This is a genomic window from Pseudomonas sp. ASL7, from assembly GCF_056680375.1.
Genome location: NZ_CM155279.1, coordinates 4,035,121 through 4,050,083 on the forward strand (window position 1 = coordinate 4,035,121; position 14,963 = coordinate 4,050,083).

15 protein-coding genes are annotated in these 14,963 nt (G+C 60.1%); 4 read left to right on the plus strand and 11 right to left on the minus strand.

Going from position 1 to position 14,963, the window contains the following annotated elements:
• Positions 1-178: 178 nt before the first annotated feature.
• The 8 genes from AC1MDT_RS18660 to AC1MDT_RS18695 form a co-directional block, all read right to left on the minus strand.
• Positions 179-1,189 (minus strand): septal ring lytic transglycosylase RlpA family protein, encoded by a 1,011-nt coding sequence (locus AC1MDT_RS18660; protein WP_480418438.1) that lies wholly within the window; start codon positions 1,187-1,189, stop codon positions 179-181.
• Complete coding sequence (mltB, locus tag AC1MDT_RS18665) at positions 1,189-2,199, minus strand: lytic murein transglycosylase B (RefSeq protein WP_480418439.1); 1,011 nt, start codon at positions 2,197-2,199, stop codon at positions 1,189-1,191. Before mltB ends, AC1MDT_RS18660 begins: the two co-directional genes overlap by 1 nt.
• 17 nt (positions 2,200-2,216) lie before the next feature.
• The gene (rodA, locus tag AC1MDT_RS18670; RefSeq protein ID WP_414910687.1) at positions 2,217-3,320 is read right to left on the minus strand and encodes a rod shape-determining protein RodA; all 1,104 of its coding nucleotides are present in this window, start codon (positions 3,318-3,320) and stop codon (positions 2,217-2,219) included.
• Positions 3,321-3,351: 31 nt separating this feature from the next.
• On the minus strand, positions 3,352-5,247 hold the full coding sequence (gene mrdA, locus AC1MDT_RS18675) for a penicillin-binding protein 2 (protein WP_480418440.1): 1,896 nt from the start codon (positions 5,245-5,247) through the stop codon (positions 3,352-3,354).
• Between the two features lie 10 nt (positions 5,248-5,257).
• A complete protein-coding gene (rlmH, locus tag AC1MDT_RS18680) occupies positions 5,258-5,725 on the minus strand; it encodes a 23S rRNA (pseudouridine(1915)-N(3))-methyltransferase RlmH (RefSeq protein WP_007937439.1) in 468 nt (155 codons plus the stop codon).
• A 9-nt stretch (positions 5,726-5,734) separates the two neighbouring features.
• Positions 5,735-6,229, minus strand: coding sequence for a ribosome silencing factor (rsfS, locus tag AC1MDT_RS18685; protein WP_414910611.1), 495 nt, complete (start codon positions 6,227-6,229; stop codon positions 5,735-5,737).
• A 72-nt stretch (positions 6,230-6,301) separates the two neighbouring features.
• Positions 6,302-6,991, minus strand: coding sequence for a nicotinate-nucleotide adenylyltransferase (gene nadD, locus AC1MDT_RS18690; protein ID WP_480418441.1), 690 nt, complete (start codon positions 6,989-6,991; stop codon positions 6,302-6,304).
• A 1-nt stretch (position 6,992) separates the two neighbouring features.
• Entirely contained in the window at positions 6,993-8,264 is a 1,272-nt protein-coding gene (locus AC1MDT_RS18695) for a glutamate-5-semialdehyde dehydrogenase (RefSeq protein WP_480418442.1), read from the minus strand.
• A gap of 189 nt (positions 8,265-8,453) precedes the next feature.
• Between AC1MDT_RS18695 and AC1MDT_RS18700 the strand changes: the two genes are divergently transcribed.
• Positions 8,454-9,149: a DNA-3-methyladenine glycosylase gene (locus tag AC1MDT_RS18700; protein ID WP_480418443.1), complete on the plus strand. Its 696-nt coding sequence runs from the start codon at positions 8,454-8,456 to the stop codon at positions 9,147-9,149.
• A 154-nt stretch (positions 9,150-9,303) separates the two neighbouring features.
• The gene (locus AC1MDT_RS18705) at positions 9,304-10,620 is read left to right on the plus strand and encodes a bifunctional DedA family/phosphatase PAP2 family protein (protein WP_480418444.1); all 1,317 of its coding nucleotides are present in this window, start codon (positions 9,304-9,306) and stop codon (positions 10,618-10,620) included.
• Between the two features lie 178 nt (positions 10,621-10,798).
• Here AC1MDT_RS18705 and AC1MDT_RS18710 read toward each other — a convergent pair whose 3' ends face one another.
• The 3 genes from AC1MDT_RS18710 to AC1MDT_RS18720 are packed head-to-tail and all read right to left on the minus strand — an operon-like array spanning position 10,799 to position 12,475.
• Positions 10,799-11,389 carry an LON peptidase substrate-binding domain-containing protein gene (locus tag AC1MDT_RS18710; RefSeq protein WP_480418445.1) on the minus strand — a complete coding sequence of 197 codons (591 nt, stop codon included), beginning with the start codon at positions 11,387-11,389 and terminating at the stop codon, positions 10,799-10,801.
• Between the two features lie 10 nt (positions 11,390-11,399).
• Positions 11,400-12,116, minus strand: coding sequence for an LrgB family protein (locus AC1MDT_RS18715; RefSeq protein WP_480418446.1), 717 nt, complete (start codon positions 12,114-12,116; stop codon positions 11,400-11,402).
• On the minus strand, positions 12,113-12,475 hold the full coding sequence (locus AC1MDT_RS18720; protein WP_414910602.1) for a CidA/LrgA family protein: 363 nt from the start codon (positions 12,473-12,475) through the stop codon (positions 12,113-12,115). Before AC1MDT_RS18720 ends, AC1MDT_RS18715 begins: the two co-directional genes overlap by 4 nt.
• 193 nt (positions 12,476-12,668) lie before the next feature.
• On the opposite strand from AC1MDT_RS18720, the gene AC1MDT_RS18725 reads away from it, so the two are divergent.
• On the plus strand, positions 12,669-13,124 hold the full coding sequence (locus tag AC1MDT_RS18725; RefSeq protein ID WP_480418447.1) for a MaoC family dehydratase: 456 nt from the start codon (positions 12,669-12,671) through the stop codon (positions 13,122-13,124).
• Between the two features lie 114 nt (positions 13,125-13,238).
• Positions 13,239-14,957: a C13 family peptidase gene (locus tag AC1MDT_RS18730; protein ID WP_480418448.1), complete on the plus strand. Its 1,719-nt coding sequence runs from the start codon at positions 13,239-13,241 to the stop codon at positions 14,955-14,957.
• Positions 14,958-14,963 lie beyond the last annotated feature (6 nt).

Consider the following 14,963-nt stretch of genomic DNA (forward strand, 5'->3'; position numbering starts at 1 on the left):
TCTCTCGAAATCGCTAATGGAAACTGCCCGAAGGCAAAACTAATCAGACGGCCTTCTAACGGGCCATCGCGTGTTCAGTTGTTCACTCAGAACCCTTGCCGGGCTTTTGTTCTTCAACGAGCCAACAACCCGGTTCACCCCCCAAACTGCAAGCGAACCGTCAATCAAGTACTACGTGTTACTCGGCGGTGACCAGGCTCGGTGAACCGAGATTGGCCATTCGCACGCTGTTCTGCACCTGCTGGATTTCACCCTGAGAACCGATCGGCCCCATGCGCACCCGATGCAGTGTCTGTTGGTTACGCACGATCGAGCTGATGAACACCGGAGCGCTCACCATCCCGCTGAGCTTCGACCTCAGGAGTTCTGCAGCGTCCGGGTTGGCGAACGCGCCCACCTGCAGATACTGGCCAGAGCCTGGTACCGAAGCGTTTTTCCTGGCATCGATCTGCACCGGCACTACCGCCGCGGCGTGTTGCTGCGGCGGCGGTGTCCATTGCTCGACAGTGCCGGCCGAAGCCGTAATCGTCGGGGCGCTATTCTGCGCGACTTGCGGCTCGTTGAGCATCAAAGGCGCCGGACGGCCTTTTTGTGCCCAATACGCTTGCGGATCAATGCCCTCGACCTTGACCCGTGCGGTGCCGATTTCGGCGTAACCGAGCTTTTTGGCGGCGGCATAGGACAAGTCGATGATCCGGTCCGAGTAGAACGGCCCCCGGTCGTTGACCCGCAGGATCACGCTTTTGTTGTTGTCCAGGTTGGTCACCCGAACGTAACTTGGCAGTGGCAAGGTCTTGTGCGCAGCGCTCATGCCGTACAGGTCATACACCTCGCCGTTGGCGGTGTTCTGACCGTGGAACTTGGTGCCATACCAGGACGCCGTGCCCGAGGCAACGTAGGTCTTGGAGTCTTGCAGCGGGAAGTAAGTCTTGCCCAGCACGGTGTACGGGTTGGCTTTATAAGGACCAGAGTGCAGGGTCGGCGTGGCATCCGGGATACGCGAGACGTCGACATCCCACCAGGGTGCGCCGTCCTTGTGAGCCCGGTTGATGTCCAGACCCGGTACAGAGCGCACGGCGGTGGAAGACTTCTGCGTCGGCGAGCGGCTGGTCGAACAACTGGCGACCAGCACTGCCAGCACGGCGAATGCCATCAGCTTCAGGGGTTTACTCATAGGCAATGCCCGCATTACTTGACGCCCCGTGCTTGGACCAGCTGTTCAGACAGTTGATGTACCGCCATGGCGTACATCACACTGCGGTTATAACGCGTAATCGCGTAAAAATTCTTCAGGCCCATCCAGTATTCGGGGCCATTGTCGCCATCCAGGCGGAAAGCCGTGACTGGCATATCATCACGCAACGCATCATGACTCGACCAGCCCAAAGCTCGCAACTCCCCGACGGTTTTAGTCGGCTCGATGCCAGTGGTCAACCCTTCATCAACCTGTTCGCCACGCACGTCGGCGCGACTGACCACAGGCTCACCCGCCACCCAGCCGTGACGCTGGAAATAACTGGCGACGCTGCCGATGGCATCGTCCGGATTGGTCCAGATATTAATGTGGCCGTCACCGTCAAAGTCCACCGCATAAGCACGGAAACTGCTTGGCATGAATTGCGGCAACCCCATGGCGCCTGCGTAGGAGCCTTTGAGGGTCAACGGGTCAATCTGTTCCTCTCGTGCCAGCAACAGGAACTCGCGCAATTCCTTGCGGAAGAAATCAGCACGAGGAGGATAGTCGAAACTGAGGGTCGATAAGGCGTCGATCACCCGATAATTACCGGTATTACGACCGAAAAAGGTCTCAACACCTATGATCGAAACAATAACTTGCGCCGGCACGCCGTATTCTTGCTCCGCGCGAGCCAGTACGGCCTCGTGCTGACGCCAGAAGTCGACACCGCGGGCGATGCGCGCGTCAGTGATGAACATCGGACGATATTCGCTCCACGGCTTGACCCGCTCGGCGGGTTTCGAGATCGCGTCCAGAACCGACTGCTTGCGCTCGGCTTCGCGGAACACGCCCATCAGCTGTTCACCGGCAAAACCGTAGTCGCGGGTCATTTCACCGACGAATTCGGCCACCTGCGGTGTGCCTTCGTAATCGCCGGCCAGCGCTTCCTGCGCGGTGCCAAGGATGCTTACCAGGCCGACCCACGGCGCATTTCGAGTCGCCCAGCCACGCATTACTTGCATTGAAATCTTCACCTTATTCAAACCTGTGCGATCCACTTACGATGGGTATGGATCGACATCAAAACCCCAAACGCTGACAGCAGCGTTACCAGCGAAGTTCCTCCATAGCTAATGAACGGCAACGGCACCCCCACCACCGGCAACAGGCCACTGACCATACCGATGTTGACGAAAACGTAAACAAAAAACGTCATGGTCAGGCTGCCCGCCAGCAATTTGCCGAACAATGTCTGGGCCTGGGCAGTAATCACCAGCCCGCGACCGATCAACAGCAGGTAAATCAGCAGCAATGCGCAGATGCCTACCAGGCCGAATTCTTCGCCCAGCACCGCAATAATGAAGTCGGTGTGGCTTTCCGGCAGGAAGTCCAGGTGCGACTGGGTACCCAGCAGCCAGCCTTTACCGAACACGCCGCCGGAACCGATGGCGGCTTTCGACTGAATGATGTTCCAGCCAGTGCCTAGCGGATCGCTTTCCGGGTCAAGGAAGGTCAGGATTCGCTGCTTCTGATAGTCGTGCATGATGAAAAACCACATCGCCACGGCCACCGGTATCGCGGCAGCCAGCACGCTGAGAATCCAGCGCCAGCGCAGGCCACCCATGAACAACACGAATGCACCGCCAGCGAGAATCAGCAGCGAAGTGCCGAGGTCTGGCTGTCGTACGATCAGGATGAAAGGCAAACCGATCAGAAACAGACTGACGCCCACGTGCTTGAGCTGCGGCGGCAATGTGCGCTTGGACAAATACCAGGCGATGGTCGCCGGCATCAGGATCTTCATGAATTCCGAAGGCTGGAAACGGATCACCCCGGGAATGTTGATCCAGCGCGTCGCGCCCATGGCGTTGTGGCCCATGACGTCCACCACCACCAGCAACAACACGCCCAGTACATAACCAATCGGCACCCAGCGGGCCATGAAGCGCGGCTCGAACTGGGCAATGACAACCATCGACACCAGGCCGATGCCGAACGAAGTGGCTTGCTTGGCCAGCAGATCCCAGCTCTTGCCGCTGGCCGAATACAGCACGAACAGGCTGCCGGCGGCGAGGGTCAGCAGCAAAATCAGCAGTGGACCGTCAATATGCATGCGTTGCAACAGCGTCGCACGGCGACGCATCACATCCTCACTGGAGAGGATGCGGTCGAAATTACTCTTCACTGGCCGTAGCCTCCGCGCTGATAGGGCTGGCGTATTCGGCCTTCAATCGGCCGTTCTGGTCCAGGAGCCAGGCGTCCATGACTTGCCGCACCACTGGCGCGGCGACACCGGAACCGGACTCGCCGTTCTCGACCATCACCGACACCACGATTTGAGGGTTGTCGGCCGGCGCGAAGCCAACGAACAAGGCGTGGTCGCGGTGGCGCTCCTGCACCTTGGAGCGGTCGTACTTCTCGCCTTGCTTGATCGCGACCACCTGGGCCGTACCACTTTTTCCGGCAATCCGGTATTGCGCGCCGATCGATGCCTTGCGCGCCGTACCCCGGGCACCGTGCATCACCTGCTGCATACCGTGATTGACCTTGGTCCAGTCGGACGGGTCGCGCAGGATGATGTCCGGCATCGGATTTTCATCCTTGGGCCTTTGGCCTTCGACAGTCTTGGCCAGGTGCGGACGGTTCCACACGCCTTTATTGGCCACCAGCGCCGTGGCCTGGGCCAGTTGCAATGGAGTCGACTGCATGTAGCCCTGGCCGATCCCCAAAATCAGCGTCTCGCCCGGGAACCACGCCTGACGACGGGTTGCACGCTTCCACTCCCGGGACGGCATCAGCCCTGGCGACTCTTCGAACATGTCCAAAGAAACCTTCTGGCCGATCCCGAACTTGCTCAGGTAGGCCGACAACCGATCGATCCCCAGCTTGTGGGCCAGGTCATAGAAGTAGGTGTCGTTGGACCGCATGATCGCCGTGTCCAGATCCACATAACCGTCGCCGGTGCGGTTCCAGTTGCGATATTTGTGGTCGTAATTAGGCAGCATGTAGTAGCCGGGATCGAAGACCCGGGTCGAAGCGGTGACCACACCCGAATCCAGACCGGCAATCGCCACCGCCGGTTTGATGGTCGAACCCGGCGGATACAGACCGCGCAATACCCGGTTGAACAATGGCCGGTCGATGGAATCGCGCAGTTCGGAATAAGCCTTGAAGCTGATGCCGGTGACGAACAGGTTCGGGTCGAAACTCGGCTGACTGACCATCGCCAGCACTTCGCCGGTTTTCGGGTCCAGCGCAACCACGGCGCCACGACGACCACCGAGCGCAGCTTCGGCGGCCTCCTGCAATTTGATGTCCAGGCTCAAGACGATGTCCTTGCCGGGAATCGGATCGGTACGCTTGAGCACCCGCAACACGCGGCCCCGAGCGTTGGTCTCGACTTCTTCGTAACCCACCTGACCGTGCAGCTCGGGCTCGTAGAAGCGCTCAATGCCGGTTTTACCAATTTGATGGGTGCCGCTGTAACTCACCGGATCGAGCGACTTCAGCTCTTTCTCATTGATCCGCCCCATGTAACCCACCGAGTGCGCAAAATGCGCGCCCTGCGGGTAATGACGCACCAGTTGCGCGACCACTTCCACACCGGGCAAACGGAACTGGTTCACCGCGATACGGGCAATTTGTTCTTCGGTCAGCTCGAACAGAATAGGCACCGGCTCGAATGGCCGACGCCCCTGACGCATGCGTTTCTCGAAGATCACCCGATCCTCGGGCGTCAGCTCCAGCACTTCGACGATCACATCGAGCACTTGCTGCCAGTCGCCGGAGCGCTCGCGAGTCATGCTCAGACTGAAGCTGGGCCGGTTATCGGCCACCACCACGCCATTGCGGTCGAAGATCAACCCGCGAGTCGGTGGAATCGGCTGCACATGGACGCGGTTGTTTTCCGACAGGGTCGAGTGATACTCGTACTGGATCACCTGGAGGAAATACAGGCGCGCGATCAGCACCCCGATCAGCGTCACCACCGCAATGGCCCCGAACACGACGCGACCACGCACCAGACGGGCGTCTTTCTCGTGGTCCTTGATGCGGATCGGCTGGGACATGAGGGCAGAACTACTTGTGGTAGGGGTGGCCGGACAGAACTGTCCAGGCACGGTACAGCTGTTCGCCGATCAGAATCCGCACCAGCGGGTGCGGCAACGTCAACGGCGATAACGACCAGCGCTGATCAGCCCGCGCACACACCTCCGGCGCCAGCCCTTCGGGGCCACCGACCATGAAATTCACCGTGCGCGAGTCCAGCCGCCAGCGATCGAGTTCGACCGCCAACTGCTCGGTGCTCCAGGGCTTGCCATGGACTTCGAGGGTGACGACGCGCTCGTTCGGGCCGACCTTGGCCAGCATGGCTTCGCCTTCCTGACGGATAAAGCGCGCCACGTCGGCGTTCTTGCCACGGGTATTGAGCGGTATTTCCACCAGTTCCAGCGCCAGCTCGGACGGAAGACGCTTGGCATATTCATGCCAGCCTTCTTCCACCCATTTGGGCATGCGTGAACCGACGGCGATCAGTCGCAGTCGCACAGCGGTCCCTTATTGCTGGTCTTTATTGAGCTTGATGAAGTGCTCATGGGTGTTTTCCGGGCTGTGGTGAGCCGCGTTCAGAGCACGGCTCTGTTCTGCACCGGACCACAGACGCTCCAGGTCGTAAAATTGACGAGCCGAGGCGGTCATCATGTGGACGATGACATCATCCATGTCCAGCAATACCCAGTCGCTGTCGCCCTTGCCTTCTTCACCCAGCGGCTTGACGCCCTGGGCCTTGACCGCTTCGCGGACCTTATCCAGCATCGCGCCGATCTGGCGGTTGGACGTACCTGTGGCGATGATCATGAAGTCAGTGATGCTCTGCTTTTCACGAACGTCGATCACCTGAATGTCCTGGGCCTTGACGTCTTCCAGGGCCGCTACGGCCACCTTGACCAGCTCTTCGCCAGCCAGTACCACGCCGGTATGAGCCTCTACTGGCAGCGGAGCGCTCTTGAACGTGCCTTTGCGCTTTACTTTGCTTACGTCTTTGTCAGTCATATAAAACTCGTTTTGCTCGTATGTTCGGGCGCTTCGATACACGCGTTCACGTGCCTTGAAGCGCGCCCTTTTTCAGTTCGACGCACGGTAAAGTCCGTGCGCATCGATGTAGGCCAGGACCGCGTCGGGCACCAGGAAACGTACCGACTTACCGCTGGCCAGCAGTTGACGGATCTGGGTGGCGGATACCGCGAGCGGCGTCTGCCAGACGAATGCAATCTGTCCACTCGGCCCTTTGAGGGCCAGCGGGTCGCTCACCGAGCGCGCCGCCAACAGATTGCGCAAGGCATCCGGCGGTTCGCTGTCGGCATCCGGGCGTTGCAGCACCAGGATGTGGCAATGCTGGAGCAACTCTTCCCAGCGGTGCCAAGTGGGCAGGCCGCAAAATGCGTCCCAGCCCAAAAGTAGAAAAACCTGGTCTTGCGCGGCCAGTTCGGCGCGCATCAGTTCCAGGGTGTCGAGGGTGTAGGACGGCTTGTCCCGCTGCAATTCACGAGCGTCCACCACCAACGGTGCCACGCCGGCCACCGCACACTCGACCATCGCCAGCCGGTCTTTGGCCGACACCTGCGGCGTATCCCGATGGGGCGGCCTGGCACTGGGTGTCAGACGCAGCTCATCGAGCACCAGCGATTCGGCGACTTCCAGTGCACCGCGCAAATGGCCGATGTGCACCGGGTCGAAGGTTCCGCCCAGCACACCAATGCGGCGGGGTTGCTGCTCGCTGGCGGTCACTGCGGCGGACGGGTCTAGGTCGCCCAAGTCAGACCGACTCCTGACCGCGCAACTGGCCATCACCGACCACGATGTACTTCTCGCAAGTCAGACCTTCGAGCCCCACCGGGCCGCGGGCGTGCAGCTTATCAGTAGAAATGCCAATCTCGGCACCCAATCCGTATTCGAAGCCATCGGCGAAACACGTCGGCGTGTTGATCATCACTGACGATGAATCGACTTCAGCCACAAAACGCCGGGTGTCGCCCTGGTGTTCGCTGACAATCGAGTCCGTGTGATGGGAGCCATAGGTGTTGATGTGTTCGATGGCCTGGTCCAGCCCGTCGACCACCCGGATCGAGAGGATCGGCGCCAGGTATTCAGTGTTCCAGTCTTCTTCAGTGGCCACTGCGGCATCGATGATCGTGCGGGTACGCTCACAACCGCGTAGCTCGACGCCCTTTTCGCGGAACTGTGCCGCCATCGATGGCAGGAAATCCTTGGCCACCGATTGATCCACCAACAAGGTTTCCATGGCACCGCAGATGCCATACCGGTAGGTCTTGGCGTTGAAGGCAATGCGCTGGGCTTTCGGCAGATCGGCGTGGGCACTGACGTAAACGTGGCAAATGCCGTCCAGGTGCTTGATCACTGGCACGCGGGCGTCGCGGCTGACCCGTTCGATCAAGCCACGGCCGCCACGGGGCACGATGACGTCGACGTACTCAGGCATGGTGATCAGTGCGCCAACGGCTGCGCGATCAGTGGTTTCGACCACTTGCACGACGGCGGCCGGCAAACCGGCCTCGGCCAGACCGCGCTGGATGCAGGCGGCAATGGCACGGTTGGAGTTAATCGCCTCGGAACCGCCGCGCAAGATGGTCGCGTTGCCCGACTTCAGGCACAGACTGGCTGCATCGATGGTCACGTTCGGCCGCGATTCGTAAATGATCCCGATCACACCCAACGGCACGCGCATCTTGCCGACCTGAATCCCCGACGGCCGGTAGCTCATGTCGCGGATCGCGCCCACCGGGTCTGGCAATGCCGCGACCTGACGCAGACCAACGATCATGCCGTCGATACGGGCCGGGGTCAGCGCCAGACGTTCCAGCAAGGCAGGCTCCAGACCATTGGCGCGGCCCGCCGCGAGGTCCAGCTCATTGGCGGCCGTCAACTCGGCGCGTGCAGCGTCCAACGCATTGGCAGCCGCCTGCAAGGCGCGGTTTTTCTGCGCGGTGCTGGCACGGCCAATGACGCGAGAGGCCTCGCGGGCAGCGCGACCCAATCGGGTCATGTAGTCAAGAACGGACTCAGTCATGGTCTGTGATGGTCTTTGCTAAGGTCTTGGTAAAGAGTAAAGCGGCAGATTATAGCTGTCGCGTCCCCTGACTAACAGCGGTGACGGGCGGATGGTCGAAATGGAAGGCAATTTGCCGACGTTCAGCCGTGATTAAGCTGCAAATTGTTATCATCACCGTCCTATCAGCCCTGATAAACGCCGTTCATCATGACTAATCTGACTGTTAGTGCATCCGCCGAGCGCCTGCCCAAGGGACTTCCAGACGCGTTTTTCGACCGGGATGCTCAAACGCTGGCGCGTGATTTACTCGGTAAAGTCATCCGCCACCGGGTCGCAGACCTATGGCTCAGCGCGCGGATCATCGAGACCGAAGCGTATTACTGCGAAGAAAAAGGCAGCCACGCCTCCCTCGGCTACACAGAAAAGCGTAAGGCTTTGTTTCTGGATGGCGGCCACATTTATATGTATTACGCCCGGGGTGGCGATTCCCTGAACTTCAGCGCTCAAGGCGCGGGCAATGCGGTTTTGATCAAATCCGCTTATCCGTGGGTCGATGAATTGAGCGGTTCGGCAAGCCTGGCGCAGATGCTGATGAACAATCCTGATGCTCAGGGCCGCCCCCGCCCGTCGCAAAAGCTCTGTGCGGGTCAGACGTTGCTCTGCAAAGCGCTGGGGTTGAAGGTGCCGGTTTGGGACGCCAAGCGCTTTGATCATCAAGTGCTGCTGGTGGAAGATGTCGGCTCGTCGCCCGCCCACATCATCCAGACCACGCGCCTGGGCATTCCCCATGGGCGCGATGAGCATTTGATGTACCGCTTCGTCGATGCGGCTTACGGGCCTTATTGCACGCGGAACCCGCTGCGACGGGGGCAGGTCGAAGGTCGCGATTATTTTTTGTTGTGAACACAGCCCCCCCTGTAGGAGCGAGCTTGCTCGCGATGGTGTGTCAGCTGCATTGATGTTGGCTGACCCACCATCGCGAGCAAGCTCGCTCCTACACGGGGATCTGTGATGTTTTGATCGCGTTCGTCCTTGAACATTTGATGGAGTTGTATTTATGGGCCCATGGCTCGATAGCGTGACCGGTTGGTTGACGGTCAACCCGCAATGGCTGGCGGCGGCAGTGTTCATCGTGGCCTTCGTGGAATGCCTGGCCATTGCCGGGTTGATCGTGCCCGGTACCGTGTTGCTGTTTGCCGTGGCCGTACTGGCCGGCAGTGGTGCGCTGTCATTGAGCGAGACGTTGCTGCTCGGGTTCGTCGCCGGCGTATTGGGCGATGTCGTCTCCTACTTCATCGGCCGGCATTTCCATCAGAACATCCGGCGCCTGCCCGGCCTGCGTCATCACCCGGAATGGATTGCCGGCGCCGAAGCGTATTTCCAGCGCTACGGCATCGCCAGTTTGCTGGTCGGGCGCTTCATCGGTCCGTTGCGCCCGATGTTGCCGATGGTCGCCGGGATGTTCGACATGCCCTTCCCGCGCTTCGCCGCCGTCAGCCTGTTGGCCGCCGCGGGCTGGAGCGTTGCCTACCTGCTGCCGGGGTGGGCCACGGGCGCGGCGATTCGCTTGCCGTTGCCGGAGGGTTTCTGGCCACAAGCAGGGATAGTCGCTGGCAGCATCGCCGTCATGGTGGGTTTGAGCGTCACCAGCAGCCTGCGCCGTCATCGCAAAGCGACCCTGCTGATTACAGGCATGAGCACTCTGATTCTGGCGGGACTGTTTATTGGCTACCCACACCTGACCGCCCTCGACCAGGGCGTGATGACCCTGGTGCAGGAACACCGCAGCCCGCTACTCGATGAAGTGGCCGTTGTCTTCACGCTGATCGGCGAGTTTCGCAACATGCTGATATTCAGCGCCGTGCTGACCGGTTTGCTGTTGCTCACGCGGCACTGGCGGCAGGCGATTTTCGCCGGGAGCACCCTGCTCTGCACGGCACTGGCCAATACCGCGACCAAGCATTTTTTCGCCCGAGTGCGCCCGGAAGTGTTGAGTGATCCACTGGCCAGCTACAGCATGCCCAGCGGCCACGCTTCCGGCTCCTTCGCGCTGTTTCTGACGCTCGCCGTACTCGCCGGCCGCGGACAACCGCCACGGATGCGCCTGACCTGGCTACTGCTGGGTTGCTTGCCGGCGCTGTCGATTGCCCTGTCGCGGGTGTACCTGGGCGCGCATTGGCCGACGGATGTGCTGGCCGGCGCGATGCTGGCGGCATGTGTCTGTGCGGCGAGCCTGTGGCTGAGTCAGCGCCAGGCACCGCTTGACGCCATGCCGCCCAAGGTCTGGTGGCTGGTATTGCCGGCGTTGATGGTGTTGTTCAGTTTCTTCGCGCTATGGAATTTGCCGCATGCGATGTTGAGATACGCCTACTGACTCCGCCCTTGTAGCAGCTGCCGAGCCTGCGAGGCTGCGTTCGAGGACGAAGTCCTCGCAAATCCTGCTTATGCGGTTTGCCTGAAAGACTGCGTTGCCTGGTTTTGCGACGGCTTCGCCGCCGAACGCAGCCTCGCAGGCTCGGCAGCTGCTACAGGGCTGCGATCTTTAGCGCGCGTCAGGCGAACAACTCACCCTGCAGCTCGTCCAGCAATGCCTGTATCGCATCCAGTCGTTGCTGCGGATCATCGAGTTGCAGCAAATCGATCTTGTCCACTTCGGCAAACGGCAACAGGTAGGCCAGTTGATTGGCCAACGACTGTTGTCCGGTCGCTTCGGTGCCCATGTTCAGCGCCTCGACCATCGGGTGTTCGGCCAAGGCCTTGAGCAAGGCCACCAGATCGGCGTCCTCGTCCTGCAGGGGTTGCTCGGGTTCGTCTTCCAGCCACTCGACCTCGGCGAGGGTCAACTGGTTGCGCTGAACCTCGGTGCTCAATACATGAAAGCGCCGACCACCCTGGACACGAATCCCCAGCAGACCATTTTCCTGTTGCTTGAAATCGGTGATCAGCGCTTCGCACCCGACCAGCGCGTAACCCGCCGGGGCGATGCCGACTTCTTCACCGTCGAGGATGCACACCACGCCGAAGCCGCCGCCCTGTTTCATGCAGCGGCTGATCATGTCCAGGTAGCGCGCCTCGAAGATCTGCAAATCGAGGATGCAGCCAGGAAACAGCACCGTGTTCAGCGGAAAAAGCGGCAAGCTCATAGACATTTCCTTACACCACCATCGACACCGCCAACGGCAGGAATACCGCCGTGGCCACGCCCATCAGACTCATCGCCAGCGCCGCGAAGGCGCCGCACTCTTCACTCTCCTGCAACGCTACCGACGTGCCGACCGCGTGGGCAGTCATGCCCAGGGCCATGCCGCGCGCCTCGGGACTGTGGACACCGAGCCGATTCAAAAGACTCGGACCGAAGATCGCTCCGATCACGCCAGTGATCAACACAAATACCGCCGCCAGCGCCGCGACGCCACCAATTTGCTCGGCCACCAGCATGGCGATCGGCGACGTCACTGACTTCGGCGCCATGGTCATCAGGATCATATGCTCGGCGCCGAACGACCACCCCAGCAACACCCCCATGCCGGTGGCAACCACACCGCCTATCACCAGCGTAGTAAATATCGGCCAGAACAACTGCCGAATCCGTCGCAGGTTAAGGTATAGCGGCACCGCCAGGGCCACCGTGGCAGGGCCGAGCAAGATGCTGAGGATCTCGGTGCTCTTGCGGTACTCGGCATAGCTCAGGCCGCAACCCAGCAACACACCGATCACCAACAGCATGGACACCAGCACCGGCTGCAGAAATACCCAGCGGGTTTTCTCGAACACTCCCAGTACAAGCTGATAAGCACCCAGGGTAATTCCGATGCCGAATAATGGATGATGAATCACGGACGCCCAGGCGCCGTGCCAGTCGAGGGTCATTGGTTGTCCTCAGGATGGGCGTGTCGTTTGATCAGGCGCTGCATCAGCACGCCGACAAACGACAGGGACAGCACCAACGACAACACCAGTGCGCCAACAATCGCCCAGAAATCTGCGGCAATGTCTTTGGCATACACCATTACGCCCACGGCCGGGGGCACCAGCAGCAACGGCAGATAACGCAGCAGGCTGCTGGCTGCCAGGTTCAGCGGTTCGCCAACCTGACCACGGCTGATCAAGTACACCAGCAACAGCAGCAGGCCGATGATCGGCCCCGGCAGTACCGGCAAAAACAAATGATTGATGGCGGTGCCCAGCAATTGAAACAGCACCAGCCAGGTCAGGCCACGTAACAACATCCGTCCTCTCCCGCAAGTTCGCGCCTGCATTATAGGCATGCCAATGCTATAGACCGGCATTCGCCATCAACATGGTCAGTTGACCTGAGCCATTTGCCATGTTGATCTAAAGTGGTAATCCGGGAGGTCAAATCCCCCCACCTCAAAACTAAAAACTAAAAACTAAAAACCGATGAACCCAAGGAGAGTCTCAATGCCCTATGTTCCCGTTGCAGAGCTCAAAGATTATGTCGGCAAGGAACTTGGATGTTCCGAATGGCTCACCATCGATCAGGAGCGCATCAACCTGTTCGCCGAAGCCACAGGGGACTATCAGTTCATCCACGTCGACCCGGTCAAAGCCGCGCAAACGCCATTTGGCAGCACCATTGCCCACGGTTTCCTGTCGCTGTCGCTGATCCCCAAACTGATGGAAGACATCCTCGTCCTGCCTGAAGGCCTGAAGATGGTGATCAACTACGGCCTCGACAGCGTGCGATTCATTCAGCCCGTCAAGGTCAACTCGAAAGTGCGACTCAAGGTCGAGCTGACCGAAGTCAGCGAGAAAAAACCCGGCCAATGGCTGCTCAAGGCCACCGCCACGCTTGAGATCGAAGGATCGGACAAACCGGCATACATCGCCGAACCACTGTCCCTCTGCTTCGTATAAAACCTCCTGGATGCGAAGCAGCTCATGCTGTTTCGCGCCTTCTCTGTATGTTCCTCTCTATATTAAGGACACATAGCTGCGGCATACTCGTCGCCTAATTGCCCGGATCCCGCTATGCGCCCACTTGTACTCCTCGCTCTGACCCTATTACTGACCGCGTGCGGTAACGGCGAATCGCTGTTGTCCCCTGACGCCCGCCTGCCGGATGGCGGACGCTATCGCGGCAACCTGGTCGACGGATTGCTGCAAGGCCAGGGCCGAATCGACTACCCGAACGGCAGTTGGTACGCCGGCGCCTTCGACAAGGGCCAATGGCATGGCCAGGGCGAATGGCACGGCAGCAACGGCGAGGTCTATCGCGGCCAATTCAATCAGGGCCTGTTCGACGGGCAAGGCGTATTGACCACTGCCGGAAGCAGCTACACCGGCGGTTTCAAACTCGGTCGACGCGACGGCGAAGGCACCCTCAAAGAAAACGGCATGACCTATCGCGGCGAATTCAAAGCCGACGAATATTCAGGGCTCGGTCATCTGGAACTCGACGATGGCAGCTCGTATCAGGGCCTGTTTGCCCACGGCAAACCCAATGGCGAAGGTCAACGCGGCGATGGCAATGGCAATCAGTTCACCGGGACTTTCGTCAACGGTCAGCTGGAGGGCAATGGCACGTTCAACAGCGCCGATGGCGATATGTATGTCGGCGGCTTCAAGAACAATCAACTGCAGGGCAAGGGCCGCTACGAGAACGCCGATGGCGATGTCTGGCTGGGCCAGTTCAAGGAAGGGTCGCTGAACGGCAAGGGCGAATTGATTGGCGCCGACGGCAGCCATTACATTGGCCAATTCAGTGACTGGCGCTTTACCGGCCAGGGCCGCTTGAACCTGCCGGACGGCAGTTTCTACATCGGACAATTCGACGGTGACAGCTATTCCGGGCGCGGCACCCTGGTGCTGACCGACGGCACCCTGCAAAGTGGCACATGGATCAATGGCCAGCGCGTACGTGATGCCGATGGCAAGTTGCTGCCCGACCCACTCGAACTCGGCTTGCTGGCCCAAGGCCGCTTGCTCGACGATGCACTGTTCAACGTGCCGGCCTCGACGCCAGCCGTGGAGCTGTACACCCTGACCCTCGGTGGTGACGGCAAGCAGAGCGTGTTTCTACGCGAGTCCGATTACGTCAGCAACATGCTCGCCAGCCGCTTCGGCGCCTTTGGCCAGATCCGTCTGGTGAACCATCGCGATCACCTCGTCGACCGCCCCATGGCCACCCGGGAAAACCTGCGCCGCGCCGCCCAGACCCTGGCCGAACGCAGTGGCCCGGAAGACTTGATCTTCATCTACCTGACCAGTCACGGCACCAGCGAACACGAACTGGTGCTCGACCAACCCCGCATGGAACTGTCCGACCTGTCGGCCGACGAACTCGCCACCGTCCTCGCCCCCCTGAAAAACCGCGACAAGATCATCGTGATTTCGGCCTGCTACTCCGGCGGCTTCATCCCGGCCCTCAAGGACGAGCGCACCCTGATCATGACCGCCTCCCGCGCCGACCGAGTGTCTTTCGGCTGTTCGGAAGAAGCCAACTTCACCTACTTCGGCGACGCCCTGTTCGCCCAGGCATTGAACCAGACCGACGATCTGGAACAAGCCTTCAAAATGGCCAAGGCCACCGTGGCCGAGCGCGAGCTGGCGGACAACTTCGAAGCCTCGGAGCCACAGATCTGGGCGCCGAAAACGGTCCTTTCTCACTGGCAGCTACTGCGCAAACAGCAAGCACGAAAAGCACTTCAAAGTGTCTCCATCGACAGCAAGGATGCAAAGAACAACTAAGCTGAC

Coding starts and splice junctions, on each gene's coding strand:
- AC1MDT_RS18660 (WP_480418438.1), bottom strand. CDS start 1,189: ATGCGGGCATTGCCTATGAGTAAACCCCTGAAGCTGATGGCATTCGCC.
- mltB (WP_480418439.1), bottom strand. CDS start 2,199: ATGCAAGTAATGCGTGGCTGGGCGACTCGAAATGCGCCGTGGGTCGGC.
- rodA (WP_414910687.1), bottom strand. CDS start 3,320: ATGCGTCGCCGTGCGACGCTGTTGCAACGCATGCATATTGACGGTCCA.
- mrdA (WP_480418440.1), bottom strand. CDS start 5,247: ATGTCCCAGCCGATCCGCATCAAGGACCACGAGAAAGACGCCCGTCTG.
- rsfS (WP_414910611.1), bottom strand. CDS start 6,229: ATGACTGACAAAGACGTAAGCAAAGTAAAGCGCAAAGGCACGTTCAAG.
- AC1MDT_RS18695 (WP_480418442.1), bottom strand. CDS start 8,264: ATGACTGAGTCCGTTCTTGACTACATGACCCGATTGGGTCGCGCTGCC.
- AC1MDT_RS18700 (WP_480418443.1), top strand. CDS start 8,454: ATGACTAATCTGACTGTTAGTGCATCCGCCGAGCGCCTGCCCAAGGGA.
- AC1MDT_RS18705 (WP_480418444.1), top strand. CDS start 9,304: ATGGGCCCATGGCTCGATAGCGTGACCGGTTGGTTGACGGTCAACCCG.
- AC1MDT_RS18710 (WP_480418445.1), bottom strand. CDS start 11,389: ATGAGCTTGCCGCTTTTTCCGCTGAACACGGTGCTGTTTCCTGGCTGC.
- AC1MDT_RS18715 (WP_480418446.1), bottom strand. CDS start 12,116: ATGACCCTCGACTGGCACGGCGCCTGGGCGTCCGTGATTCATCATCCA.
- AC1MDT_RS18720 (WP_414910602.1), bottom strand. CDS start 12,475: ATGTTGTTACGTGGCCTGACCTGGCTGGTGCTGTTTCAATTGCTGGGC.
- AC1MDT_RS18725 (WP_480418447.1), top strand. CDS start 12,669: ATGCCCTATGTTCCCGTTGCAGAGCTCAAAGATTATGTCGGCAAGGAA.
- AC1MDT_RS18730 (WP_480418448.1), top strand. CDS start 13,239: ATGCGCCCACTTGTACTCCTCGCTCTGACCCTATTACTGACCGCGTGC.